The 26,193-nt window shown below is 68.4% G+C and carries 23 protein-coding genes and 1 pseudogene; 20 read left to right on the forward strand and 4 right to left on the reverse strand.

The window, feature by feature from the left end:
• Positions 1-48: 48 nt before the first annotated feature.
• The 4 genes from groES to AC07PR_RS16445 all read left to right on the forward strand — a co-directional run bounded on the left by groES (position 49) and on the right by AC07PR_RS16445 (position 6,876).
• Positions 49-339, forward strand: coding sequence for a co-chaperone GroES (gene groES / locus AC07PR_RS16430; RefSeq protein WP_297524612.1), 291 nt, complete (start codon positions 49-51; stop codon positions 337-339).
• A gap of 51 nt (positions 340-390) precedes the next feature.
• Positions 391-2,028: a chaperonin GroEL gene (groL, locus tag AC07PR_RS16435; protein WP_377157505.1), complete on the forward strand. Its 1,638-nt coding sequence runs from the start codon at positions 391-393 to the stop codon at positions 2,026-2,028.
• Between the two features lie 291 nt (positions 2,029-2,319).
• Entirely contained in the window at positions 2,320-4,416 is a 2,097-nt protein-coding gene (locus AC07PR_RS16440) for a DUF1631 family protein (protein ID WP_495135919.1), read from the forward strand.
• A gap of 99 nt (positions 4,417-4,515) precedes the next feature.
• Complete coding sequence (locus AC07PR_RS16445) at positions 4,516-6,876, forward strand: patatin-like phospholipase family protein (protein ID WP_495135920.1); 2,361 nt, start codon at positions 4,516-4,518, stop codon at positions 6,874-6,876.
• Here AC07PR_RS16445 and yihA read toward each other — a convergent pair.
• Positions 6,873-7,523, reverse strand: a complete 651-nt coding sequence (gene yihA, locus AC07PR_RS16450) for a ribosome biogenesis GTP-binding protein YihA/YsxC (RefSeq protein ID WP_377161566.1) — start codon at positions 7,521-7,523, stop codon at positions 6,873-6,875. The two genes, AC07PR_RS16445 and yihA, sit on opposite strands and share 4 nt — an antisense overlap.
• Before the next feature lie 610 nt (positions 7,524-8,133).
• On the opposite strand from yihA, the gene AC07PR_RS16455 reads away from it, so the two are divergent.
• The 7 genes from AC07PR_RS16455 to AC07PR_RS16485 all read left to right on the forward strand — a co-directional run bounded on the left by AC07PR_RS16455 (position 8,134) and on the right by AC07PR_RS16485 (position 15,757).
• Complete coding sequence (locus AC07PR_RS16455; RefSeq protein ID WP_377157507.1) at positions 8,134-8,724, forward strand: c-type cytochrome; 591 nt, start codon at positions 8,134-8,136, stop codon at positions 8,722-8,724.
• A 126-nt stretch (positions 8,725-8,850) separates the two neighbouring features.
• The gene (locus tag AC07PR_RS16460) at positions 8,851-10,989 is read left to right on the forward strand and encodes a cytochrome c biogenesis protein ResB (RefSeq protein ID WP_483108922.1); all 2,139 of its coding nucleotides are present in this window, start codon (positions 8,851-8,853) and stop codon (positions 10,987-10,989) included.
• Position 10,990: 1 nt separating this feature from the next.
• Positions 10,991-12,412 (forward strand): c-type cytochrome biogenesis protein CcsB, encoded by a 1,422-nt coding sequence (gene ccsB, locus AC07PR_RS16465; RefSeq protein ID WP_377157509.1) that lies wholly within the window; start codon positions 10,991-10,993, stop codon positions 12,410-12,412.
• A 174-nt stretch (positions 12,413-12,586) separates the two neighbouring features.
• Complete coding sequence (gene msrP, locus AC07PR_RS16470; protein ID WP_495135921.1) at positions 12,587-13,579, forward strand: protein-methionine-sulfoxide reductase catalytic subunit MsrP; 993 nt, start codon at positions 12,587-12,589, stop codon at positions 13,577-13,579.
• 19 nt (positions 13,580-13,598) lie between these two features.
• On the forward strand, positions 13,599-14,270 hold the full coding sequence (msrQ, locus tag AC07PR_RS16475) for a protein-methionine-sulfoxide reductase heme-binding subunit MsrQ (protein ID WP_495135922.1): 672 nt from the start codon (positions 13,599-13,601) through the stop codon (positions 14,268-14,270).
• A gap of 52 nt (positions 14,271-14,322) precedes the next feature.
• Positions 14,323-14,844 (forward strand): GNAT family N-acetyltransferase, encoded by a 522-nt coding sequence (locus AC07PR_RS16480; protein WP_483108919.1) that lies wholly within the window; start codon positions 14,323-14,325, stop codon positions 14,842-14,844.
• Between the two features lie 82 nt (positions 14,845-14,926).
• Complete coding sequence (locus AC07PR_RS16485) at positions 14,927-15,757, forward strand: APH(3') family aminoglycoside O-phosphotransferase (RefSeq protein ID WP_495135923.1); 831 nt, start codon at positions 14,927-14,929, stop codon at positions 15,755-15,757.
• Between the two features lie 27 nt (positions 15,758-15,784).
• Here AC07PR_RS16485 and AC07PR_RS16490 read toward each other — a convergent pair whose 3' ends face one another.
• Positions 15,785-16,561 carry an SDR family NAD(P)-dependent oxidoreductase gene (locus AC07PR_RS16490; RefSeq protein WP_377157521.1) on the reverse strand — a complete coding sequence of 259 codons (777 nt, stop codon included), beginning with the start codon at positions 16,559-16,561 and terminating at the stop codon, positions 15,785-15,787.
• Positions 16,562-16,692: 131 nt separating this feature from the next.
• On the opposite strand from AC07PR_RS16490, the gene AC07PR_RS16495 reads away from it, so the two are divergent.
• The 7 genes and pseudogenes from AC07PR_RS16495 (at position 16,693) to AC07PR_RS16525 (ending at position 23,334) form a co-directional block, all read left to right on the forward strand.
• Positions 16,693-17,646, forward strand: a complete 954-nt coding sequence (locus AC07PR_RS16495; protein ID WP_483108917.1) for a LysR family transcriptional regulator — start codon at positions 16,693-16,695, stop codon at positions 17,644-17,646.
• 71 nt (positions 17,647-17,717) lie between these two features.
• Positions 17,718-18,689: pseudogene (locus AC07PR_RS16500) on the forward strand (NAD(P)/FAD-dependent oxidoreductase); the annotation flags it as partial.
• Between the two features lie 84 nt (positions 18,690-18,773).
• Positions 18,774-19,142 carry a dihydroneopterin aldolase gene (locus AC07PR_RS16505; RefSeq protein WP_377161568.1) on the forward strand — a complete coding sequence of 123 codons (369 nt, stop codon included), beginning with the start codon at positions 18,774-18,776 and terminating at the stop codon, positions 19,140-19,142.
• 105 nt (positions 19,143-19,247) lie between these two features.
• Positions 19,248-20,252 (forward strand): tRNA 2-thiocytidine(32) synthetase TtcA, encoded by a 1,005-nt coding sequence (ttcA, locus tag AC07PR_RS16510; protein WP_377157524.1) that lies wholly within the window; start codon positions 19,248-19,250, stop codon positions 20,250-20,252.
• A 255-nt stretch (positions 20,253-20,507) separates the two neighbouring features.
• Complete coding sequence (locus AC07PR_RS16515) at positions 20,508-21,149, forward strand: DUF4136 domain-containing protein (RefSeq protein WP_377157526.1); 642 nt, start codon at positions 20,508-20,510, stop codon at positions 21,147-21,149.
• A gap of 130 nt (positions 21,150-21,279) precedes the next feature.
• Positions 21,280-22,662, forward strand: coding sequence for a bifunctional UDP-N-acetylglucosamine diphosphorylase/glucosamine-1-phosphate N-acetyltransferase GlmU (gene glmU, locus AC07PR_RS16520; protein WP_377157527.1), 1,383 nt, complete (start codon positions 21,280-21,282; stop codon positions 22,660-22,662).
• Between the two features lie 195 nt (positions 22,663-22,857).
• A complete protein-coding gene (locus AC07PR_RS16525; protein ID WP_377157529.1) occupies positions 22,858-23,334 on the forward strand; it encodes a hypothetical protein in 477 nt (158 codons plus the stop codon).
• Between the two features lie 2 nt (positions 23,335-23,336).
• On the opposite strand, the gene AC07PR_RS16530 is transcribed toward AC07PR_RS16525, so the two are convergent.
• Positions 23,337-24,167, reverse strand: a complete 831-nt coding sequence (locus tag AC07PR_RS16530; protein WP_431101771.1) for a transposase — start codon at positions 24,165-24,167, stop codon at positions 23,337-23,339.
• A 226-nt stretch (positions 24,168-24,393) separates the two neighbouring features.
• Complete coding sequence (locus tag AC07PR_RS16535) at positions 24,394-24,876, reverse strand: thioredoxin family protein (protein ID WP_495135924.1); 483 nt, start codon at positions 24,874-24,876, stop codon at positions 24,394-24,396.
• 145 nt (positions 24,877-25,021) lie between these two features.
• Here AC07PR_RS16535 and AC07PR_RS16540 point away from each other — a divergent pair, with 145 nt between their 5' ends.
• Both AC07PR_RS16540 and AC07PR_RS16545 read left to right on the forward strand, forming a co-directional pair.
• The gene (locus AC07PR_RS16540) at positions 25,022-25,936 is read left to right on the forward strand and encodes a DUF808 domain-containing protein (protein ID WP_377157535.1); all 915 of its coding nucleotides are present in this window, start codon (positions 25,022-25,024) and stop codon (positions 25,934-25,936) included.
• A gap of 5 nt (positions 25,937-25,941) precedes the next feature.
• The gene (locus tag AC07PR_RS16545; RefSeq protein ID WP_495135925.1) at positions 25,942-26,184 is read left to right on the forward strand and encodes a hypothetical protein; all 243 of its coding nucleotides are present in this window, start codon (positions 25,942-25,944) and stop codon (positions 26,182-26,184) included.
• Positions 26,185-26,193: the final 9 nt, after the last annotated feature.

A 26,193-nucleotide genomic window follows, 5' to 3' on the forward strand; every position in this document is an offset into this window, starting at 1 on the left:
GCGCACGGCGGGTCCTTGAAGCAAGTCTGCATTAGTCAAGGAGATCTGATGAAACTGCGTCCTCTGCACGATCGCGTGATCGTTAAGCGCCTGGAAAACGAAACCAAGACGGCCTCCGGCATCGTCATCCCCGACAACGCCGCCGAGAAGCCCGACCAGGGCGAAGTGCTGGCCGTCGGCCCGGGCAAGCGCAACGACAAGGGTGAATTCATCGCCCTGAACGTCGCCGTCGGCGACCGCGTCCTGTTCGGCAAGTACAGCGGCCAGACCGTCAAGGTCGACGGCGACGAGCTGCTCGTCATGCGCGAGGAAGACCTGTTCGCCGTCATCGCCAAGTAATCGGCGACCGCGACAGACTTTCATCCAGATAAAGATTTCGGAGAGATACACATGGCAGCAAAAGACGTTGTCTTCGGCGGCGAGGCCCGTGCCCGCATGGTCGAAGGCGTGAACATCCTGGCCAACGCGGTCAAGGTCACGCTGGGCCCCAAGGGCCGTAACGTGGTGCTGGAGCGCTCGTTCGGCGCCCCCACCGTCACGAAGGACGGTGTCTCGGTCGCCAAGGAGATCGAGCTCAAGGACAAGCTGCAGAACATGGGCGCCCAGATGGTCAAGGAAGTCGCTTCCAAGACCTCGGACAACGCCGGTGACGGCACCACCACCGCCACGGTCCTGGCCCAGGCCATCGTCCGCGAAGGCATGAAGTACGTGGCCGCCGGCATGAACCCGATGGACCTGAAGCGCGGCATCGACAAGGCGGTCACCGCCCTGGTCACGCAGCTGAAGGCGGCCTCCAAGGCCACCACGACCTCCAAGGAAATCGCCCAGGTCGGCACCATCTCCGCCAACTCCGACGCCGACGTCGGCGAGATCATCGCCAAGGCGATGGACAAGGTCGGCAAGGAAGGCGTGATCACCGTCGAAGACGGCAAGAGCCTGGACAACGAGCTCGACATCGTCGAAGGCATGCAGTTCGACCGCGGCTACCTGTCGCCGTACTTCATCAACAACCCGGAAAAGCAGTCGGCGATCCTGGACAACCCGTTCGTCCTGCTCTACGACAAGAAGATCTCCAACATCCGCGACCTGCTGCCGACGCTGGAAGCCGTCGCGAAGTCGGGCCGTCCGCTGCTGATCATTGCCGAAGAAGTCGACGGCGAAGCGCTGGCGACCCTGGTCGTCAACACGATCCGCGGCATCCTGAAGGTCGTCGCCGTGAAGGCCCCGGGCTTCGGCGACCGCCGCAAGGCCATGCTGGAAGACATCGCCATCCTGACCGGCGGCAAGGTGATCGCCGAGGAAGTCGGCATGTCGCTCGAGAAGGTCACGCTGGCTGACCTGGGTCAGGCCAAGCGCGTCGAAGTGGGCAAGGAAAACACCACCGTCATCGACGGCAACGGTGCCGGCGCCGACATCGAAGCGCGCGTCAAGCAGATCCGCGTCCAGATCGAGGAAGCCACCAGCGACTACGACCGCGAGAAGCTGCAGGAACGCGTGGCCAAGCTGGCCGGCGGCGTCGCCGTCATCAAGGTCGGTGCCGCCACCGAAGTCGAGATGAAGGAAAAGAAGGCCCGTGTCGAAGACGCGCTGCACGCCACCCGTGCCGCCGTTGAAGAAGGCATCGTGGCCGGCGGCGGCGTCGCGCTGCTGCGCGCCCGTCAGGCCGCTGGCACGATCAAGGGCGACAACGCCGACCAGGACGCCGGCATCAAGCTGATCCTGAAGGCCATCGAAGCCCCGCTGCGCGAGATCGTCTACAACGCCGGTGAAGAAAGCTCCGTCGTCGTCAACACCGTGCTGGCCGGCTCCGGCAACCACGGCTACAACGCGGCCAACGGCACCTACGGCGACATGATCGAGATGGGCATCCTGGATCCGACCAAGGTGACCCGCACCGCGCTGCAGAACGCCGCGTCCGTGGCCTCGCTGATGCTGACGACCGAGTGCATGGTCGCCGAAGCGCCGAAGGACGAGTCCGCCGGCCCGGCCATGCCTGGCGGCATGGGCGGCATGGGCATGGACATGTGATGTCCGCCTGAGCACGGCGCGCGGTGGTCCCACCGCGCGTCACGCTCGGGACCCACGCTCTCGAAAGGGGTCGCTTCGGCGACCCCTTTTTTCGTTCGTGCAAGATGAGTCGGTTGCGCTTCGATACGACGTAGGCTCGACCATTGCCAATATCCGCTGCAGCATCCGCTCAGCATCATGGTCACCGCCGGCCGCCAGGTCGCGCGGCCATCAGGCTTTCCCCAGGCCGCACGTCCCCGTGCCCCAGGGGATGTCACCTGAATCAGGGGCGACCATAATGCAGCTGACAACTTGTCACAAATGATGGTCCAAGCGTCTTCGCCCTCCCTGCAGTCCCTGCTCGACGACACCCTCGCGCATGTGCCCGCGTTGGCGCACGCGGTCTACAACGGCCTGCAGGATGAGCTCAAGAGCAGGCTCGAACATCACCAGTTGCTGGCCGGATGGTCCAAGCGGCGCGCGAGCTTCGCGTCCGACTTCGAAGGCTCGCTCAACCTCCTGCTGAAGACGGCCCGCGACGGCGGCGATCCGCTGCAGCGGGAGCGCCCCGTCTCACGCGGCGGCGAACTGTCCTTCAGCCTCGTCGATGAGAGCCAGGCCCTGAAGGACGTCGCGATCGCGCACGTGATCACTGCGATCGAAGACCAGTCCCGGGCCGAGCTGCATCAGCTGGGCAACTTCTTCGCCGCGCTGCGCGGCATCGCGCGGCCGTTGAAGAACGACAACCCGTTGCGGGCCGCGCTGTTCGCACAGGCGCTGGCACGCGCCATCGAAGGCGTGGACCTCGACGCCGACGGCCGCTATGCGCTGATGCGCATGGCCGCGCATCCGCTGGCGACCAAGCTGCAGCCGATCTACACCCTGCTCTGCCAGAGCCTGAGACAGGCGCAGTTGAGCGGCATGCTGACCAGCCACGGGTCGGCGCTCAAAGAGTCGGAACTGCGCCTGCGCCAGTTCAAGACCTTGACCGACACGCCGACGCAGAACGCAACGCTGGACCAGGTCGCGATGAAGCTGGACCTGATGAACACGCGCGCCGCCGAGCTCGGATCGGCGCGCGCCGCGGTCCCTGGTTCGCCCACTCCGCCGGCGGGCGCCCTGTCCGCCCCGCCGCCCAAGCTGGGGCCGGGCATCGGCGCGCCGGGCACGGACCTGCTGTCGCGTCTGTATGACCAGATCCTGGCCGACGACAGCCTGCAGCCGCCGCTGAAGGTCCTGATGGGTCGACTGCAGGTCGCGATCGTGCGCCTGTCCAAGACCGATCCCTCGCTGCTGCGTCGCCAGGACCATCCGACCTGGCAGTTGCTGAACCGCCTGGCCGCGCACGGCGCGGGCTTCCAGCGCAGCGACGACGCGGAACTGAAGGCCTTCCTGCAATTCCTGGAACGCGTGATCCAACCGCTGCTGGACAGCGCGCATCCCTCCGCGTTGCAGTTCCAGCAGGCATTGACCGAGGTCGACACCCACATCCGCGCGCAGGCCGAGGCCCGCGGCCAGCGCAGCGCGGTGGCGCTCGAGCGCCTGGACCGCGAGCAGCGCCGCCAGGAATGGCAACGGATGCTGCGCGACCAGTTGCAGCACCAGCTCGACGATGCCCAGGCGGGCAAGCTGATGCGTCGTTTCCTGCTCGGTCCCTGGGTCGAGGTCATCGCGCAGGCGATGGTCCAGCACGGCCGGGATGCCTCGGAACCGCAGACCTACATCGAGCTCGTGGACGCGCTGCTGCACAGCGTGTCGCCGCAGCCGGACGAGGCGGGGCGCACGCGCCTGCGCGCCCAGTTGCCGGACCTCGTCCGCGCGCTGGACCGCGGCATGGATGCCATCGCGCTGCCGCAGATGCAACGGCAGACCTTCCTCGACGAGCTGATGCGCCAGCACGGCAGGGTGCTGCGCGGACTGCCGGCCGTGGAGGAGGCCGCCCCGGCCGCCCCGTCGCCGCGACGCCCGGCGCAGACGTCCGAGGAACTGCTCCAGCAACTGCTCGACGAACGCGAGTCGCAACTCCCCTCGCGCTGGGCCTACGAGCGCGTCGACCGCGGCCAGTTGCCGACGGTGCCGGTGGCGCTCTACAGCGAGGAGCACTCGCCCCACGCGCACGCGGCGCTGCAGGACTGGATCGCCGGCGTGCACATCGGCGGCTGGTACCACTTCTTCCACCAGAGCGAGTGGATCACCGCGCAGATCGCGTGGATCAGCGACAGCCGCCAGATGTTCCTGTTCGTCGGCCAGGCGTCGGAGGAGCGCCACTCGGTCACGCGCGGCGCGCTGGAACAGCTGGTCGCCAACGGGCTGATCACGCAGCTGGAAGACGAGCCGCTGCTGCAGCGCGCGATCGGCACGCTGATGCTGGACCTGGACCGCGCCCCGCCCAACGGCAACGATCACTGACGGACACCGTCGGGACGCCGCCGGGGCCTGCCCGCGGGCCAGGTTCGGGTCACAATGCGCCCGCCTCGCGCCGTCGCCGCGAGCTTGTCCCGCAGCCCGATGTCCGCCCTGTCCCGAGATCCCCGCGTCCTTCCCCGCGTTCGTCGCCTTCTGCGCCTGAGTGGCCAGTGCCGCCTGGCGCTGGCGGTCGCCCTGATCGCGCTCGCCGCGCCGGTCGCCGGCCTCGCCCAGACGGTGCCGCCCAACCCCCCGCCCGGGCCGGTGGCGACGCCCGCGGCCGACCAGGCCCAGCGGCCCAAGCTCGGGCTGGTGCTCTCGGGCGGCGGCGCGCGCGGTCTGGCGCACGTCGGCATCCTGAAGGTGCTCGAACGCGAACGCATCCCCGTCGACATCGTCACCGGCACCTCGATGGGCGCGATCATCGGCGGGCTCTACGCCAGCGGCATGTCGGCCGACGACCTCGACCGCGAGCTGTCGCGGATCGCCTGGGACCGGCTGTTCGCGAGCCGCGTCGACCGCCAGGACCTGTCGCAACGCCGCAAGGAGGAGGACTTCGAGTTCTCCGCGACGATCGAGTTCGGCCTGCGCGACGGCGAGGTCCGCGTCCCCACCGGCACGCTCTCCAGCCGCGGGCTCGAGGCGCTGCTGCGCCGGCTGACGCTGCCGGTGCGCGACGTGCACCAGTTCGACCGCCTGCCGACGCCCTTCCGCGCCGTCGCCACCGACATGGAGAACGGCCACGAGCGCATCCTGGCCGAAGGCGACCTCGCGCTGGCGCTGCGCTCCAGCATGAGCGTGCCCGGCGTGTTCGCGCCGGTCGAATGGGAGGACCGCATCCTCGGCGACGGCGGCCTGGTCAACAACCTGCCGGTCGACGTCGCTCGCGAGATGGGCGCGACGCGCCTGATCGCGGTGAACGTCGGCACGCCGGTGGGCGGACGCGACACGCTGAACTCGCTGCTCGGGCTGACCGCGCAGATGATCAACATCCTCACCGAGCAGAACGTGCAGCGCTCCATTGCCAGCATGTCCGCCGGCGAGGACCTGCTGATCACGCCGAAGCTGGGCAAGCTGACGTCGGGCGACTTCGACAAGGTCCGCGACCTGATCCGCGCCGGCGAGGAAGCCGCCGAGGCGATGCTGCCGCAGCTGCGCGCCTACGCCGTCGACGAACGGACCTACACGGACTGGCAGATCGCGCGCATCGGCACCAAGGCGCCGGGCGTGTTCATCGCCGCGGTGAAGCTGGAAGGCTCCGACAACACCAACCCGGAGCGCTTCCGCAGCCAGCTCGAATCGAAGCCGGGCCAGCCCTTCAACAACGAGACGGCGGAGCGCGACATGCGCTTCCTGTCCTCCAGCGGCGACTACAACCGCGTCGACTATCACGTCGAGCAGCGCGCCGAGGGCGAGACGCTGGTCTTCAACATGGAAGACAAGCCCTGGGGGCCGAACTACTTCCGCGTGGGCATGGACCTGTCGACCGACTCGGGCGGCGACAGCTTCTTCAACCTGCGCCTGAGCCACAACCGCCACTGGCTGACCGACAAGGGCACCGAGTGGCGCAACCAGATCACGATCGGCGAGACGCCGCGGCTCTATACCGAGCTGTACCACCCGCTGGGCCTGAAGCTGGGCGTGGCCGACGACTGGTTCGTCAGCGCCTGGGGCGAGGCCAACCAGCGCAAGCAGATCGTCTATGACGACAACGATCCGGACAACGCCAGCCTGGGCCAGGCGCGGCTGGTGCGTCGCGACGCTTCCGTGGGACTGGATGTCGGTCAGCCGTGGGGACGCTGGGGCGAGGTCCGGCTGGGCGTGATCAGCCAGATCCGGCACGCCAAGCCCGACCTGATCACGGTGGCGACGCCCGAGATGGGCAAGCTGCGCTGGACCAGCTACGAGCGCGGCTTCCGGTTCCGTACCGTCGTCGATCAGCTGGACTACGCGAACTTCCCGCAGCACGGCTATCGCTTCACCGTCGAGGCGCAAGGCGGCCGCCAGGACAACCGCAACCTCAGCAGCGGCCGCTTCCTGCGGCTGAACACGGACGGAAACGTGGTGCGCAGCTTCGGCGGGCACACGGTCAGCCTGTACGCGCGCGCCGTGGCGTCGCAGCAGCCGGACGACACGGGCCTGGGCGGCTACACGCTGGGCGGTTTCCACCAGCTGTCGGGCTACAACCCGAACCAGCTCAGCGGCAACTCGCTGCTGTTCACGCGGGCGACCTACTACCGGCGCCTGAACGACCAGCCCTTCCTCTCGCGCGGGTTCTTCATCGGCGGCACGCTGGAGGCAGGCAACACCTGGCTCTCGCGCCGAGACATCAGCATCAAGGACATGCGCTACGCGAGCAGCATCTTCCTGGGCTCGGACACGGGACTGGGGCCGCTGTACGTGGGCATCGGCTACGCGCCACGCGGCGGGACCGCGTTCTACGTGTTCATCGGCCGGCCTTAAGCCGGCGCCGAGTCGTCTTCCGCGTCGTCGGACGGCTCGTCGTCTTCCTCGTCCTCGCCGTACGGCGCGCGCGGCTCGGCGTGCGCCCAGTCGTAGATCACCTCGGCGACGTCTTCCAGGCCCTGCTTGCTCAGCGCCGAGAACAGCGTGACGCCGATGTCGGAATCCTCCGTCGCCAGCACGCCCAGGTCCTTCTGGACCTGCGCCAGGATGGCGGCGCCTTCCTTGCGGTTGAGCTTGTCGGCCTTGGTCAGCACGACCAGCAGGCTGACCTCGCCCGCGGTGACGCGGTCGGACACGTATTCGAGCAGCTGCTTGTCGAGGTCGGTCAATCCCAGGCGGGAGTCGACCATCAGCACTACGCCCGACAGCTCCTCGCGCTGGCCGAGATAGTCGGCCATGACGCGCTGCCAGCGCAGCTTGGCGTCGCGGGCCACCGCGGCATAACCGTAGCCGGGCAGGTCGGCGAACAGCGCATTGGGCGCGTCGCGCGGGCCCACCGCGAACAGGTTGATGTGCTGCGTGCGGCCCGGCGTCTTCGACGCGAAGGCCAGGCGCTTCTGCTGGGCCAGCGTGTTGACCGCCGTCGACTTGCCGGCGTTGGAACGACCGACGAAGGCGATCTCCGGCAGGCCGCGCGGGGCCAGGTCTTGCGCGCGCGCCTCGCCCTCGCCGACTTCCTCGCCTGTGGCTTCGGATCCCGGGTCGTCTTCCGGGTCGTCACCCGAGTCGTCTCCCGAGTCGGCATGCGGCGCGCCGACGTCAGCGGCGTCGTCGTCAAGCAACGCCTCGTCGAACTCGGCGGCTTCGGCCTCGGCCAGCGCCGCCTCCGCGCGCGCCAGCGCCTCCCCCGGCAGCACGCCGTCGACCGGCAGGTGCTTGAGCTGGCTGGCCGTGGTCAGGAATCGGGCGGTGTGCGTCCAGGCCAGCGCGCGCTTGCCCGGGGTCATCGGCTCGGTGCTGGCGGCCTTCTTCACCGGCGGGGGCAGGCCTTGCGCCCTGGCCTTTTCGGCGTTCTTCGCGCGGGCCTTGGCGGCCGCGCGCATACCCGTTTTCCCGGGGCCCTGCTTCTTCTTTGATGCTCCCGCGCGTCCCGCGCCACGGCCTGCGGGTTTCCCTGGGGCCGCAGGGGCGGGTTTCTTGTTGGAATCGGTCATCGGGCTGCGCGGGCTCTAAAGAGGTGCATTGTAAGATCCCGCGGTTGCGCTCACCCAACCCTCAACATTCATGAAGACTGCCGCTTTCTTGTTGTCGAGCATGGTTTTGATGTCCGGCGCCGCCAACGCCAATGAACCCGCTGCGGCGGCCAAGCCCGATCTGACCAAGGGCCAGGCCATCAGTTCGCAAGTCTGTGCCGCCTGCCATACGGCCGACGGTACCCGCGGCAGTCCCGCCAACCCCATCATCGCCGGCCAGCACGCCGACTACCTGGCCAAGCAGCTGCACGAGTTCAAGTCGGGCAAGCGCAAGAACCCGGTGATGTCGGGCATGGCCGCGCCGCTGACGGACGACGACATCCGCAACGTCTCCGCGTTCTACGCCAGCAAGGGCTCCAAGCCCGGCTTCGCGAAGAACAAGGAGCTGATCACCCTGGGCGAGAAGATCTACCGGGGCGGCATCGCGGACAAGCAGGTGCCCGCCTGCGCCGGCTGTCACAGCCCGAACGGCGCCGGCATCCCGGCGCAGTACCCGCGCCTGGGCGGCCAGCACAGCGACTACACCGAGGCCCAGCTGACGGCGTTCCGCGCCGGCGGCCGCCCGAACAGTCCGCAGATGCTGGCCATCGCCGCCAAGATGAGCGACCGCGAGATCAAGGCGGTCTCGGACTACATCGCCGGCCTGCGCTGAGCGATCGCCCGCGGGGCGCACCTTTCGGGGAAGGTTCCGACGAACGAGGCCGGTGATCCGATCACCGGCCTTCGCATTTGCCGGCCCTCGCCCGATTCGTCGCCGGGCGCAACGAGAATGCCGGCCATGACCGAGAAGTCCCCCGAGAGTCCCTCCAGGCAGACAGCCCAGGCGGCCGCGCGCGTCGCGCTCGACGACGCGATGGAGCTGGTGGCGTCGATGCGCTTCGCCATCGCGCTGCTGACGGTGCTGTGCATCGCCTCCGTGATCGGCACCGTCGTGCAGCAGCGCCAGCCGATGCCCAACTACGTCAACCAGTTCGGACCGTTCTGGTCGGAGCTGTTCGGCAAGTTCGACCTGTACACCGTCTACAGCGCGTGGTGGTTCCTGCTGATGCTGGGTTTCCTGGTCGTGTCGACCAGCCTGTGCATTGCGCGCCATACGCCCAAGATCCTGCGCGACCTGAAGACCTACAAGGAGACGATGCGCGAGCAGTCGATCCAGGCTTTCAAGCACAAGGCGCTGGGTTACCTGCACATGAATCCGGAAGCCGCGCTGGGCCAGATCAACGCGTGGCTGAGCGCCGAGGGCTGGAAGGCCCGCGCGCAGGTGCGCAACGGCGGCGTCATGATCGGCGCGCGCAAGGGCTCGGCGCACAAGATCGGCTACCTGGCGGCGCATTCGGCCATCGTGCTGATCTGCCTGGGCGGGCTGTTCGACGGCGATCTGGTCGTGCGCGTCATGATGTGGGCGCAGGGCAAGCAGATCTACCAGGGCGACGACCTCACCCAGGTCACCGACATCAACCGCCTGACGCCGGCCAATCCGAGCTTCCGCGGCAACCTGTACGTCCCCGAGGGCAGCCGCTCGTCGACGGCGCTGATCTCGATGCCCAGCGGCGTCGTGGTGCAGGACCTGCCCTTCGACGTGGAGCTGAAGAAGTTCATCGTCGAGTACTACGCGACCGGCATGCCCAAGCTGTTCGCCAGCGACGTCGTCCTGCACGACCGCCGCGACGGCACGTCGACCAAGGCGACCGTCAAGGTCAACGAACCGGTGACCTACCGCGGCGTGACGCTCTACCAGAGCAGCTTCGAGGACGGCGGCTCCTCGCTGAAGCTGAAGCTGCGCGCGCTGCAGGCGGCGCACGACACGCCGCTGGACGGCAAGGTCAACGGCACGACGACGCTGACGGCGGACGGCGAGAAGTTCGGGCTCGAATTCACCGGCCTGCGCGTCATCAACGTCGAGAACTTCGCCGACGACGGCAAGGACAAGAACGGCACCGACGTGCGCAAGGTGGACCTGGTCGGGCGGCTGGAACAGCACCTGGGCTCGGGCGCCAACCTCGAAGGCAAGAAGACGCTGCGCAACGTCGGCCCTTCGTTCAGCTACAAGCTGCGCGATGCCAGCGGCCAGGCGCGCGAGTACAACAACTACATGCTGCCGCTGGAGCTGGACGGCCACCGCGTGATCCTGCTCGGCGTGCGCGACACGCTGTCGGACAGCTTCCGCTACCTGCGCATCCCCGTGGACGGCAAGGACAGCATGGAAGGCTGGCTGGCGCTGCGGCGCGGGCTGGCCGATCCGGCGCAGCGGCTGCAGGCGGCCAGGCAGTACGCGCTGGGCGCCAGCCCGCCGGACAAGCCGGCGATGCAGGCGCAGCTGGAAGCGACCGCGCTGCGCACGCTGACGCTGTTCGCCGGCGCCGAGGGCCTGAAGGCCGACGCGCCCGCGCAGGGCGCGGCGGTGGGCGGCCTGCCGGCGCTGTCGCAGTTCATCGAGCGCGAGGTCCCCGAGGCCGAACGCGCCCGCGTGTCCGAGGTGCTGCTGCGCATCCTCAACGGCAGCCTGTTCGAGCTCCACAAGCAGGCCGAGGCGCAGCTCGGCCATCCGGCGCCCCAGCCGGGCGAGGCCACGCAGGCCTTCATGACGCAGTCGGTGATGTCGCTGTCGGACGCGATGTTCTACCCGTCGCCGGTCATCATCCAGCTGGACGACTTCCAGCAGGTGCAGGCCAGCGTGTTCCAGGTGACGCGCGCGCCGGGGCAGACCCTGGTCTACCTCGGAGCGGTATTGCTGATCATCGGCGTGTTTGCGATGCTCTACATCAAGGAACGTCGCCTGTGGCTGTGGCTGGAAGCCGCGCCGGGCCGCTCCGAACAGACCCGCGTCCGCATGGCGCTGTCCAGCAACCGCGATACCGCCGACCTGCCCGTCGAATTCGAATCACTCAAGCAGCGCCTGCTGCATGAGGAGGCCTGACATGAACACCACCACCGCGGACTCGTCCCACCTGCCCTCGCAACTGCCGTCCCAGTTGCCGGGTTCCGGCGAGGCGACCCCGACACGCTCGCTGGTCATCGGCAAGCGCGGCTACTTCCAGGGACGCAACGCCTTCGACTGGATCTTCGCGGCGCTGGTGCTGATCGGCGCCGGCTTCGCGTTCAGCCGCTACAGCGCGTCGATGGATGTCTACGAGAAGGGCATCCTCGCCGGCGCCGCACCCGCGCTGATCGCGCTGGGCTGGTTCTGGCGGCCGCTGCGCCTGCTGTGCCTGATCGTGGGCGCGGCCAGCCTCTTCGCCATCCAGCTCTACCTGCGCCAGACCGACGGCTTCGGCGCCGACCTCGCCGCGGGCGAGAAGGTCTTCTTCCTGAAGTACATGCTGTCCAGCCAGAGCGCGATCCTGTGGATGAGCGTGCTGGTGTGGATGAGCACGCTGTTCTACTGGCTGGGCTTCCTGCAGAAGTCGGGCCACAGCGCGGCGGAGGCGATCGGCACGCGCCTGGCGTGGGGCGCCGTGGGCATGGCGCTGATCGGCACGATGGTGCGCTGGTTCGAGAGCCACCAGATCGCGCCCGACATCGGCCACATCCCGGTCAGCAACCTGTACGAGGTGTTCGTCCTCTTCACCTGGCTGACGACGCTGATGTACCTGTACTACGAGCAGCGTTTCGCGACGCGGGCGCTGGGTGCGTACGTGATGCTGGTGGTGAGCGCGGCGGTCGGTTTCCTGCTCTGGTACACGATGGCGCGCGAGGCCCACGAGATCCAGCCGCTGGTCCCGGCGCTGCAGAGCTGGTGGATGAAGATCCACGTCCCGGCGAACTTCATCGGCTACGGCAGCTTCGCGATGGCCGCGATGGTGGCGCTGGCGACGCTGCTGAAGACGGCGACGCCGCGCGCGCTGGTGATCGGCCTGATCGGCGTGCCGGTGGGGCTGGTGCTGGTGCTGGTGGGCTTCCGCTTCGGCGCGAACGTCTCGCCGGAGATCGCGACCGGCCTGAACGGCTGGGCCGGCAAGATGGCCGGCGTGGCGGTGTTCCTGGCGGCCAGCGTCGCGCTGCGCGGCCCGCTGACGGCGCGGCTGCCGGCGCTGCCGGTGCTGGACGACCTGACCTACAAGTCGATCGCGCTGGGCTTCGCCTTCTTCACGATCGCGACCATCCTGGGCGCGTTCTGGGCGGCGGAAGCCTGGGGCGGCTACTGGAGCTGGGACCCGAAGGAAACCTGGGCGCTGATCGTCTGGCTGAACTACGCGGCCTGGCTGCACATGCGGCTGATCAAGGGCCTGCGCGGCGTGGTCGGCGCATGGTGGGCGCTGATCGGGCTGCTGGTCACGACCTTCGCGTTCCTGGGGGTGAACATGTTCCTGTCGGGGCTGCACTCGTACGGCACGCTGTAAGGCCTTCGTCCCTCGACAGGGCGGCGCCGGGTTCGAACCGGGCGCCGCCCTGTTTCATCTGGAATGGGGCACGACCGCGGCGGCCGCCTCGAACCGGGGGGCCTTAAGCGCACCCTCATGAAAACCTCCAGCCAAACGCGTAAGGTTCGAACCTTCCTTCCCCCGAGGTCCGCCATGCATTTCCACAAGCCCCGCGACGGCCATCGCATCCCGTCCTCCGAGATCACCTCCCGAGAGGTCTACGACAGCCGCCGCGACTGGTTGAAGTCGGCCGGCGCGCTCGGACTGACCGGGCTGGGCCTGAGCGGCATGTCCGGCGCGGCGAGCGCGCAGACCGCCGGCCCCGGCAAGCTGGCGAAGCTGCCGGGGGTCAAGAGCACGGTGGCCGGCGCGACCGTGATGGAGAAGTTGACGGCCTACAAGGACGTCACCTCGTACAACAACTTCTACGAGTTCGGCACCGACAAGTCCGACCCCGCCGAGAACGCGCACACCCTCAAGCCCCGGCCCTGGTCCGTCGTCATCGAGGGCGAGTGCGCCAAGCCGGGCCGCTTCGGCCTGGACGACCTGCTGAAGGTCGCGCCGATGGAGGAACGCGTCTACCGCCTGCGTTGCGTCGAAGGCTGGTCGATGGTGATCCCCTGGGTGGGCTACTCGCTGGCCGAGCTGCTGAAGAAGGCGGAGCCGACAGGCAAGGCGAAGTACGTCGAGTTCACGACGCTGGCCGACAAGGCCCAGATGCCGGGCGTGCGCTCGGGCGTGCTGGACTGGCCCTATGTCGAAGGCCTGCGCCTGGACGAGGCGATGCATCCGCTCACGCTGATGGCCTTCGGCCTCTACGGCGAGGTGCTGCCCAACCAGAACGGCGCCCCGCTGCGCCTGGTGGTGCCGTGGAAGTACGGCTTCAAGTCGGCCAAGTCCATCGTCAAGATCCGCTTCGTCGAGAAGCAGCCGGTGAGCAGCTGGACCAAGGCGGCGCAGCAGGAATACGGTTTCTTCTCCAACGTGAACCCGCAGGTCGACCACCCGCGCTGGAGCCAGGCCTCCGAGCGCCGCATCGGGGAGGACGGCCTCTTCGCCAAGCGTCGCCCGACGCTGATGTTCAACGGCTACGAAGCGCAGGTCGGTCAGCTCTACGCCGGCATGGACCTGAAGAAGAACTTCTGACACCGCCGCGTCTCCGATCATGAGTGCCTCGCCCGCCGCGCCGCCCAGGACGCAGCCCGCCCCGCCCACGCCTCGGCGCGCACCTGCGAAACGCCATCCGCTGCTGCACCCGGCGGCGAAGGTCGTGCTGTTCGTGCTGTGCCTGCTGCCGCTGAGCTGGTACGTCTTCGGCGCGATCGCGCAGCCGGATCTGCTCGGCGCGAATCCCGCGGAGACGCTGATCCGTGGCCTGGGCGACTGGACCTTGCGTTTCCTGTGGATCACGCTGGCGGTGACGCCCGTGCGCACCTGGACGAACCAGCCGGCGCTGGCGCGCTTCCGACGGATGCTGGGGCTGTTCACCTTCTTCTACGCGAGCCTGCATCTGCTGGCCTACGGCTGGCTCGACAAGAGCCTGGACCTGGCCGACATCCTGCGCGACATCGCCAAGCGGCCCTTCATCCTGATGGGCTTCGTCGCGTGGCTGCTGCTGGTGCCGCTGGCGGCGACCTCGTTCAACCGGGCGATCAAGGCGCTGGGCGCGGCGCGCTGGCAGATGCTGCACAAGCTCGTCTACGCGATCGCGATCGTCGGGTTGATGCACTTCATCTGGATGCGCGCGGGGAAGAACAACTTCGCCGAGCCCATCGTGTACGGGACGATCCTGGCGGTGCTGCTGGGGTGGCGGGTGTGGAAGCGCGTGAGACGCTGAGCTGAGCTGAGCTGATCGAGCGGCCGCCAACGCGCCGCTATGCTCGACGCCCATGCTGAGTCTTCATCCCGTCTCCGAGCGTGACCTCGCGGACCTGCGCCGCTTCGAATTCGACAACCGCGCGTTCTTCGAGGCCCACATCAATGCGAGGGCCACGTCGTACTACGCCGACGGTGGCATCGAGTCCGCGATCGCGACCGCGCGTCGCGAGGCTGACGCGGACACAGGCCATCAGTTCCTGATCCGCGGCACCGCGGGCGCGCTGATCGGCCGCATCAACCTGAGCCAGATCAAGCGCAAGCACTATCACTCATGCGAGCTCGGCTACCGCATCGCGGAGAGCGAGAACGGCAAGGGCCATGCGAAGGAAGCAGTGCGCCTTGTGCTTGAGAAGGCGTTCGGCGAACTGGGCCTGATCCGCGTCGAGGCCAAGGCGCGCGCCGGCAACGCCGGCTCGATCAAGGTCCTGCACCGCAACGGCTTCACCGAGTTCGGGCGCTCGACGCGCAGCTTCCAGCTCCGTGACGAGTGGGAGGACATGGTGTATTTCGAGTGCCGCGCGCCAGGACGCTAGCAAGGGAAGCGGCTTCAGGCGTCATGGGCGGCGATTGTCTGCCGTCGATACTCGCGCGGTCTTCATCGCCTCATCGCGTTTCATGACTGACCCCGACGAGACCGACCATCCAAGAGAAGTCCCCAGCCGCGCGCCCGAGTTGCCACCCGCCATCGCGACCAAACTGGCCGGCTACGACTGGCACCGCAACCTCGTCGGCGAGGCCGGTGCGATCGTGCATCGCCTGCATCGGGCCGATGCACGGGCGCTCTACCTCAAGCACGGTGACGGCGATGCGGCGATCGCCATCGCCGACGAGTTCGCCCGCCTGCAGTGGTTCGCCGAGCGTTGGCCGGTGCCTCGCACCGAGCATTTCGAATGGTCGGGCGGCACCGCCTGGTTGCTCACCCGCGCTCTCCCCGGTCGCACGGTCTACGAATGGCTCGACGACGATCCGTCACGCGCCGCAGCGATCGTGACGTCCGCCGGTCGCTTCCTTCGCGGGCTGCACGACCTGCCGGTCCACAACTGCCCGTTCAACGCGAATCACCGGCTGCAGCTCGACCTCGCCCGGCAGCGCCTCGACGCCGGCCTCATCGATGCCGACGACTTCGACGACGCGCGTCAGGGCTGGACGCCGCAACAGGTGTGGGAGGCGCTCGGTGCGATGCTGCCGCTCTCCGAGGAGCCGGTGGTGAGCCACGGCGACTTCTCGCTCGACAACATCCTCATGAACGAGGATGGCGAGGTCGTCGGCGTCATCGACCTGGGCCGCGCAGGCATCGCGGATCGCTACCGCGACCTCGCGATCCTGGCGAACTGCCTCGATGAGTTCGGCCCGACGCTGCGCGATACGCTGTTCAGCGCCTACGGCATCGTCGAGCCGGACCTGCGCAAGCTCGACTTCCACCTGCTGCTCGACGAGTGCTTCTGAGGCCGCTCCTCAGTGGCCCCGTCCGCTTCAGAGGTGCACGCCGCCCGACACCTCGATCCGCTGCCCGGTGACGAAGCGGTTGCCCTCGCTGACCAGGGCGGCGATCGCGCCGGCGACGTCTTCGGCGACGCCGAACCGGCCCAGCGGCGTCAGCGACGCGATGTGCTTCTGCAGCTGCTCGTTCGAGCGCAGCAGGCCGCCGCTGAAGTCGGTCGCCACGGCGCCCGGCGCGATGACATTCACCGTGATGCCGCGCGGTCCCAGCTCGGTCGCCAGGTAGCGCGACAGCACCTCCACCGCCCCCTTCACCGCGCTGTAGATCGCGCGTTCCGGCACGTAGAAGCGCGCGGTGCCGCTGGAGATGTTGACGATCGCCCCGGGATTCGCGATCAGCGGCACCAACTGCTGCGTCAGGAAGAACACACCCTTGAAGTGCACGTCGACCAGTTGGTCGAAGGCCTCGGGCGTCGCCTGCAGCGTCGGCTGCGCCACCTGCACGCCGCCGTTGTTGATCAGGACGTCGAATCGCTCGCGGTGCCAGGTCTTGCCCAGCACGTCGCGGACACCGTCGACGAACGCACCGAAGTCTTGGACGCGAGAGACGTCCAGCGGCAGCGCCACCGCGATGCGCCCGAGCGCACCGATCTCGCGGATGACCTCCTCGGCCTCTTCGCGGTGCGAGCGGTAGGTCACGATCACGTCGAAGCCGTCGCGGGCGAGCCGGAGGGCGGTGGCGCGGCCGATACCGCGGTTGGCGCCCGTGATCAGGGCGATGCGGGACGTCGTGGTCGGGATGCGGGTCATGTCGGGCTCCTGGTGTGCGGTGAAGAAGAAGCCCGAATGCTGAGCGCTTCGATCCGACAGATAAATCGCTCAATATCGACATCACTGTCCAATTGAATTGCACAATTCGAGGCATTGAGCCCGGAGAGCCCATGGACCGCATCGACGCCATGCACCTGTTCACGCGCATCGTGGACCTCGGCAGCTTCACCGCCGCCGCCGAGGAGCTGGACCTGCCGCGCTCCAACGTGACCTACGCCGTCCAGGCCCTGGAAAAGCGGCTCGGCGCGCGGCTGCTGACGCGTTCGACGCGCCATGTGAGCCCGACACCGGAAGGTCACCTCTACTACGAGCGCTGCCGCCGCGTGCTCGAAGAGGTCGAACAGGCGGAGGCCGTGCTCGGCGAGGCCGCGCAGCAACCGCGTGGCCGGCTGCGCGTCGACCTGCAGGCCGGGCTGGCTGCGGCTTTCGTGTTCCCGCATCTTGGCGACTTCTGCCGGCGTTATCCCGGCATCGAACTCATCGTCGGCACCGGGGACCGACTGGTCGATCTGGTCCGAGAGGGCGTCGACTGCGTGCTGCGCGGCGGCACGCCGCAGGAGTCGGGACTGGTGGCACGGCGCATCGCGGACCTGCCGTCCATCACCTGCGCCAGCCGCGACTACCTCGCCACGCACGGCGTGCCGACGAGCATCGACGCGTTGCGCCAGCATCAGGCGGTGAACTTCCAGTCCAGCGCCACGGGCCGCGTCGCGCCGTTCGAGTTCCTTGTCGAGGGCCGGACGCAGACGCTCACGCTGCGCGGCCCGGTCTGCGTGACTTCGGCGCCGGCCTACCGCGCCTGCTGCCTGCAGGGATTGGGGCTCATCCAGTGCCCACGCTTCGGCGTCGCGTCGCTGCTGGCATCGGGCGATCTCGTGGAGCTGCTCCCGGACACCCCGCCTCCGCCAATGCCGGTCTCCGTGATGTTCCCGAAGCAGCGCCAGATGATGCCGCGCGTGCGGGTGTTCATCGACTGGGTGGTGGAACGCGTACAGGAAGGTTTGGCAGCGGAGCCCGGCGCGGCAAGGCCCCCGGCGACCCTGTCCGGCGCCCATCCGGGATAATCGCCGGTTTTCTCCGGCGCCTTGCGGCCATCGCAACGCCCGCCGCCAGCCGCCTGTCCGCCCGCCTTCCCATGTCCCAGACCACGCCCGACCGACTGCCCGCCAGCCTGCCCGCGCTCGTCGACGCCGCCATCATCGGCGGCGGTCCGGCGGGCTGCAGCGCCGCGAGCTGGCTGACGCAGCTGGGCTTGAGCGTCGCGCTGATCGAGCGCGCCCCGCGCCTGTGCGACAGCCTGCGGCCGCTCGACTACAAGCAGGATTGGCTGCTCGGCGCGCCCGGCGAATCGCTGGCCGAGCTGGGCGAGCGCTACGCCCGCCACGCCACCGCGCAACCCGGCGTGCACACGGTGCTGGGCCAGACCATCAACACCCTCGACTGGCAGGCCGAACAAGGCTGGACGCTCTACCTCGACGGCGGTCCCGCCTTCGCCGCGCAGGCCGGCGAAACCGCCGAGCCCGCCGACACCGGCGGACTGCGCCCGCTGCGGGCCCGATCGCTGCTGCTCGCCACCGGCCTGACGCCGCGCCATCCCTCGCCGCTTTATCCAGAGCGTGATCGCCATGACCGCGTGCTCGATGCCATCGAGCTGACCGCCGTCCGCGACCGCCTGACGCCAGGCAAGGTGCTGCTGCTGGGCGGCGGCGACAACGCCATCGAGAACGCCCTGTACCTGGCCGGTCGCGGTCATGCGGTCACGCTGTGGTCGCGCTCGGAATGGCGCGCGCAGAGTCACCTGATCCAGCAGCTCGACGGCGCGCCAGGCCTGCGTCGCCGGCCCGCGCAGTCCCTGCCGACCGCCGTGACCGCCTCGCCGGACGGCGTGACCGTCACGTCCAAGGCCTACGGCGAAGAGCGCTTCGACCACGTTGCCGTGCTGCTCGGCTACGAACCGGCGCCGTCGGCCTGGCTGCTCGTCGCCGATGCGTTGCAGCGTGCCGGCGTCACCGCGCCGTCGCAGCCATTCCGCGACGAACCGCGCTTCGGCGTGCTGGGCCTGTTCGTCGCCGGCGATGCCAGCGGCCGGCAGCATCCCTGCGTGCAGACGGCGCTGGGCGACGGCGTCGTCGCGGCCAAGCAGATCGAGTCCTTCCTGCGCCCGCTGCGCGAATCGCAGCCGCCGCCGGCGCTGCGCCGCAACAACCGCCAGGTCATCCACATCAACGGGCTGCGCTTCGGCGCCAACCTCGGCGTGCTCGACTTCGAGCGCGAAGGCCCGCAGCCGATCCTCGTCGACGCGGAGATCAACCTCGGCGCCCAGACCATCGTCTCGCGCGACGCCGACATCGGCCACGTGCTCGACTACCGCCGTGTGCGCACGATCATCATCGACGAGTGCACCGCGGAACACACCGATTTGCTCGAGGCCCTGCTGGGCAAGCTCTGCGTCCGGCTGATGAAGCTGCCCGGCGTGGTGGGCGTGCGCATCAAGGTGACCAAGCTCGAAATCTTCCCCGACTGCCAGGTCGCGATCTCCGCCGAATGCGGCACCTGGTAGACCGCCCCCTACGCGCTGACGCGCGCCCCCTCAAGGGGTGGGCCTGACGGCCCGGCAAAGCCGGTTCCGCGGGCCCTGCTTGATTGAAGACATTGAGGACTGAACATGACTGACTCGACCACCGCCATCGAAGGCATTGATCTGGCGGCCGCGGATGCCGCGGCCAAGAAGCATGCGCACGAGATGAACAAGCTCTCGAAGCGCCTGCACCGACAGGTCGGCCAGGCGATCGGCGACTTCAACATGATCGAGGACGGCGACAAGGTCATGGTCTGCGTGTCCGGCGGCAAGGACAGCTACTCGCTGCTGGACATCCTGATCAACCTGCGCGACCGCGCGCCGATCAAGTTCAGCATCGTCGCCGTCAACCTCGACCAGAAGCAGCCCGGCTTCCCCGAGGACATCCTGCCCGCCTACCTGAAGTCGCGTGGCGTGGACTTCCACATCGAGGAGCAGGACACCTACTCCATCGTCAAGCGACTCGTGCCCGAGGGCAAGACGACCTGCTCGCTGTGCTCGCGCCTGCGTCGCGGCATCCTGTACCGCGTGGCGGGCGAGCTCGGCGCGACCAAGATCGCGCTCGGCCACCACCGCGACGACATCGTCACCACGCTGATGCTGAACATGTTCTTCGGCAGCCGCATGAAGGGCATGCCCGCCAAGCTGGTCAGCGACGACGGCAAGAACGTCGTCATCCGACCGCTGGCCTATGTGAAGGAATCCGACCTCGAGCGCTGGGCCGAGCACCGCGAGTTCCCCATCATTCCGTGCAACCTCTGTGGCAGCCAGCCCAACCTGCAGCGCGCCACCGTCAAGGCCATGCTGCAGGACTGGGACAAGCGCTTCCCGGGCCGCGTCGACAACATGTTCACCGCGATGGGCAACATCGTGACCTCGCACATGATGGACCGCGAGCTGTTCCCGTTCCAGACGATCAAGGCCACCGGCGCCCCGGTCGCCGACGGCGACATCGCCTTCGACGAGGACGAGCAGTGCGGCACCCCGGCGCCGGCCACCGGTGTCGTCAACTTCGTCCGTCCAGGGGCCAAGGGGCAAGTCCCGGCCCCCGTCGACGACGCGGGCGAGGCGTACTCGGCCGCCGACGACTGAGGTCGGCCCGGCGCGATGACGCGTCATGGACGCTCGGAAGCCCGGCCCCGCGCCGGGCTTCGTGCTTTCCAACGAAGAGAAACCCGCCGCTTACCGCCCTGTCACGCAGTTCAAACGCGCGGGTCAACCGGCTCGGGCCACAATCGTTGCACTGTCACGCTCGCATCGACGTCAGATGAGGCGTCCATGGGACGTCACCGGGAGCGGCGCCTGCCCCGATCGACGGCCACGAGCGGTATCCGACTGGAGGTCACCATGTTCACCTTGAATCGTCGAGTCGCCCTGTTGAGCCTGGGCGCCGCAGCCGCACTGTCGCTCGCCGGCTGCGCCGCCCTGAATACCGTGGTCGCGGATGCGCAGACCTTCGGCAGCTGGCCGGCGGGCCGTCAGCCCGGCAGCTTCGCCTTCGAGCGGCTGCCGTCGCAGCAGCGCAATGAAGCCAACCAGGCCTCGCTCGAGGACGCTGCCCGCGGCGCGCTGCTGAAGGCCGGCTTCACCGAATCCGCTGATCCGAAGGCCGCCGACATCGTCGTGTCGCTCGGCGCGCGCGTCACCCGCTCCGGCCCCGCGCCGTGGGACGACCCGCTGTGGTGGCGCTGGAACGGCAGCTACTGGGGCTGGCGCTACGGCCCGGCCTGGCGGCCGTACTACAGCCGCTGGGGCTACTCGTACCCGATGGATCCGATGATGGAGCGCCGCTACGACCGCGAGGTCGCCATGCTGCTGCGCGACCGCAAGACCAACGAGCCGCTGTATGAGGCGCGGGCCTCCAACGACGGCTTGACCGAGGGCGGCAAGGAGCTGTTCGGCGCGCTGTTCGAGGCCTCGATGACCGACTTCCCGCAGACCCGCCCCGAGCCGCACCGCGTGAGCGTGCAGCTGACGCCGTCGAAGTAGGACGGCCTGCGCCCGTGGGCGCCGGCCAGCACCCACAAGTGGCGACAACCGGTCACCGCGACGCCATGAAGTTCGTCGCGGGCGACCCCGATAATCGCGGTCTCTCCAACAGGGAACCGCGATTCTTCTTATGTCGCTGAACATCGTCGTCATGGCCGCGGGCAAGGGCACCCGCATGAAGTCCGGCCTGCCCAAGGTGCTGCACAAGCTGGCCGGCCGCGCGCTGCTCCAGCACGTGCTCGGCAACACCGCCGCGCTGGATGCCGATGCCCGCATCGTCATCACCGGCCACGGCGCCGAACAGGTCGAGGCGGCCGTGGGTGGCGAGGGGTTGCGCTTCGTGCGCCAGGAGCCGCAGCTCGGCACCGGCCACGCGATCCAGCAGACGGTCCCGGCGCTGGTCGCCGGCGGCACCACGCTGATCCTCAGCGGCGACACCCCGCTGATCAGCACGGCGACGACACGTGCGCTGGTCGAGGCCTGCGGCGGCGACAAGCTCGTGCTGCTGACCATCGAATACGCCGACCCGACCGGCTACGGTCGCATCGTCCGGGGCGGCGATGGCGGCGAGCAGATCAAGGCGATCGTCGAGCACAAGGACGCCAGCGACGCGCAGCGTCGCCTGCGCGAGTGCTACACCGGCATCATGGCCGCGCCGACCGAGGCGCTGAAGCGCTGGGTCGGTCAGTTGAACAACAACAACGCGCAGGGCGAGTACTACCTGACCGACATCGTCGCGATGGCGGTGGCGGAGGGCGTCTCCGTCGTCGGCGTGAAGACGCAGGACGAGACCGAGGTGCTGGGCGTCAACAGCCCCTCGCAACTGGCGCAGTTGGAGCGACGCTTCCAACTGGTCCAGGCGGAGACGCTGATGACGGCGGGCGTGCGCCTGGCCGACCCCTCGCGCTTCGACCTGCGCGGCACGCTGAGCTGCGGCAAGGACGTCGAGATCGACGTCAATTGCGTCTTCGAAGGCCACGTGACGCTGGGCGACGGCGTGCGCATCGGCGCCAACTGCGTGATCCGCAACGCCACGATCGGCGCCAACGCCCGCATCCACGAATTCACCCACATCGACGGTGAAGCCGCCGGCGCCAGCGTCGGCGAGGGCGCGCTCATCGGCCCGTTCGCGCGGCTGCGCCCGGGCGCGCAACTGGGCGCCGAGGTCCACATCGGCAACTTCGTCGAGGTGAAGAACTCGACGCTGGCCAAGGGCGCCAAGGCCAACCACCTGGCCTACCTGGGCGATGCCACCGTCGGCGAACGCGTCAACTACGGCGCCGGCAGCATCACGGCCAACTACGACGGCGCCAACAAGCACCGCACGACCATCGGCGCGGACGTGCACGTGGGCTCCAACTGCGTGCTGGTCGCGCCGGTCACGCTGGGCGACGGCGCCACCATCGGCGGCGGCTCGACCATCACGAAGGATGTCGCTCCCGGCCAGCTGGCTGTGGCGCGGGGCCGACAAACGGTGATTTCCGGCTGGAGCCGGCCCAGGAAGGGGAAGTGATTCACCCAAATCAGCGATGAAACGCCGTAAGCTCGGTCTGTTCGTGTCACGAAGTGTGACAAGTTCCCGTGATCCGGCTCCCTAGGCGCTTGCGCCGGCGATGTTCCCCCCGAGCTGTGGGAGGCGCATTTGCCGGTAGTTACCTAGCATTCGTGTCGTTGATTGGTTGAACCGCTGTTCCCCAGCTGAACTCTCATGGCGAACTCCAAGACCGCTTCTCCGCTGCTGCCCCAGGACGACGATCTCATCGCCGTCCCGCCGGCGTCCGCCGCGCTGGACGCGTTGGCGGACCGCTCGGACGATCCGGCCGCGCAGACCGCCCGGGCCGAGGCGCTGGAACAGTTGGCGATGTCGCACGCGATGTGCGACCAGGCGGCGGATGCCTGCTTCTACCTGTGCCGCAGCCTGGGGCTGGCTCGCCAGCAACAGTCGCCCGACGCCGCGCCGGATCTGGAACTGCTGTTCCAGCTGCTGGGCGCCCTGGCGGATCTGCCGGGTGAAGTGTCCGCGCTGCCGATGCCGGAAGGCGAAGCCGACGGACTGGGCGTTGCCGAACTCTGTCATCAGCTGAGCGCCGCTCGCGAAATGACAACGGCCGCCTGGAACGAGGCGGCCGAGTTGGATGAGTCGGTGGCGGCGTGCCCGGCCGGTCCGGCGAGGGCTCTGCATTAAGTTCAGCGCTGTCGCTCATGGCCGGCAATGAGCCGGCTGACTCGCGACACCGAAAGTCCCAATTCCCGCGCAAGTTCAGTCATCGACTGACCGCCTTCGGTATGCGCGCGGTACAGCGCCTCTTCCCGACTGCCGCTGGCCTTGAGCCAATCGCCCCAGCGTCGTGGGCGCGGCGTGCGTGGCGGGTGCTCGCTCAGCCGCACGGTGCGCTGAACGAAGGCCGCGTCGCCCAGGAAGATCTGGTGCCGCAACTGGCCCCAGATGTCGAGGTCGGGCTCGGCCTCCACGATCGCCTGATAACGCTGCGCCGCCTTGCGGCGGTCGGCCGCGTTCTGCGGCACACGCCCCAGGACGTTCGTCCATAGCCCATCGATCTCGAGCCAGTCCGGCGCGGTCACCAGCCCGGCGTGTGCCTGCAGGCTGCTCCAGCGCCAGGCCGTCGGCGACGACGCCAACCCGGACCGCCGCCCGATCAGCTCCACGTAGCGGCAGGCATCCAGCAACAGATGCTCGCGATCCACCAGCACCGCCTTGAACCGCCCTTGGAAGACGTGTCCGAACTGCCCATGCCGCCGGTTGTGCGCCTGGGTGTACACGCCGTTCAGATGGCGCATCAGTCGGGAGAGATTCGCCTGCCGGGTGAATAGCAGCAACTCGTAGTGCTCACGACCCAGCCCGTAGGCGAGCACCTGGGCGTCGAATCGGTCCGCCGCCTGCTCGATGAGCCCGAGCAGCGTCTGACGATCCTCGTCGTCGGCGAAGACGGGCGCGTCGGCACGTGTGGCCACGTGATAGACGGCGCCGGGGAATTCGATGCGAAGAGGCCTGGCCATGCCCAATAACTAGGCGATGACCGCACAAAAGACAAGCGCCCGGGCCGGGATTCGAGCTCGGGCGCAAGACTTGACCCCTGATCACGGGGCCTGAGGGCGTGCTGCACTGCGGGACGCGCGCCTCGTGGAGGCCTTCCGATAGCCGGAGCGCTATCGGGGGTCAGGACTCAACAGCAAAACCTGGAACCCGGAATCGCTGCCTATGCATGGATCCCGTGGCGCCGATTCAGCTCTTGCCGAGGGACTCCAGCACCTTCATCACGGCGTCCTCGCCCATGTTGCGCGCGTCGGCGAGTTCGCCGCCCTTGGTCGTGCCCAGCACCTGGCCGTCGGCACCGAGCACCGCGACGGTCGGGATGCCCTTCTTCAGTGTCACGCCCATCTGGTTGGCGACGTCGACGTTCTTGTCGAAGCGGCCGACGTTGACCTTGACCGTCACGAAGCGCTTGTCGACGGCGGTGCCGAGGTGGCCGTCACCGAAGCCCTTGTTCAGCGCCAGGCAGTCCTTGCACCAGTTGGCGCCGTAGACCACCAGCACCTGCTTGCCGTCCTTCGCGGCGCGGGCGACGGCCTTGTTGATGTCCGCGCGGGCATCGGCCTGCTCGTCATAGGGACCAGGTCCCCAGACGGCGTCGGCGGCGTGAACCGAGGTCACGGACACCGCGGCGAGCGCGGCGGCGAACAGCAAGGAGGCGGTGCGGCGTTTCATGACGGCGGAGTTTGCCACCGGCGGCAAGACCGTGGCGGCCGTGAGGGCCCAGAAACCGCCGCGAATGGACCGAAAGCCCGATGGCTTGCGGTACAAAGGCGGGCTTCGCACAAATCATCACTTTCAGGGAACGGACTCTTCCGCCATGGCCTCCAGCCTGCTTGCACTGCTCGACGACATCACCACGGTCCTGGACGACGTGGCCCTGCTCTCCAAGATGGCCGCCAAGAAGACGTCCGGCGTGCTCGGCGACGACCTGGCGCTCAATGCGCAGCAGGTCACCGGCGTCAGCGCCGATCGTGAACTGCCGGTGGTCTGGGGCGTCTTCAAGGGCTCGATGCTCAACAAGGCCATCCTGGTCCCGGCCGCGCTGGCGATCAGCGCCTGGGCGCCCTGGCTGGTCACGCCGCTGCTGATGATCGGCGGCGCCTACCTCTGCTTCGAAGGCGTCGAGAAACTCGCCCACAAGTGGCTGCACACCGCCGAGGACGACGCCCACGAGGCGGCGCTGTCCGAGGCGGTCAAGAACCCGGCCATCGACCTCGCCGCGCTGGAGCGCGACAAGGTCAAGGGCGCGATCCGCACCGACTTCATCCTGTCCGCCGAGATCATCGCGATCACGCTGGGCACGGTCGCGGACGCAACGTTCACGACGCGGCTGCTGGTGCTGTCCGGGATCGCCATCGTGATGACGATCGGCGTCTACGGCCTGGTCGCCGGCATCGTGAAGCTGGACGACGCCGGCCTGTGGCTGAGCCGCAAGGCCGCCGCCTGGCAGCAGGCGCTGGGCCGCGGCCTGCTGTGGCTGGCGCCATGGCTGATGAAGGCGCTGTCGGTGGCGGGCACGGCGGCGATGTTCCTGGTCGGCGGCGGCATCCTGACGCATGGCGCGCCCTTCCTGCACCACGCGATCCAGCACGTCGTCGAAGGCTTGGGCGTGAGCGGCTTCGCGCGCACGATCGTCGAGGTGCTGGGCGACGCCATCGCCGGCATCCTGGCCGGCATCGTCATCGTGGCGGTGGTCACCGGTTTCCAGCGCCTGCGTCATCGCCGAGAATGACGCCCATGAAGACGCATCACATCGAAGTCCAGAAGTTCAGGGCCGCCACGAATTCGACCACCAGCGGCCTGGTGACCTTCAAGCTGGACGCCCTCGTCAAGGAACGCGAGCCGGTCGACGGCATCGAGCCCAGCACCCTGCTCGTCATGACCGAGGCCAACGCCCGCGTGCTGATGGCGCTGCTCAAGACGCAGCTGACCGACATGGACGGCCGCAAGCCCAAGAGCCGTCACGGCCGCCACGGCTGACCTCGCCGC

The sequence above is a fragment of the Roseateles sp. GW821-FHT09H11 genome (assembly GCF_059415845.1).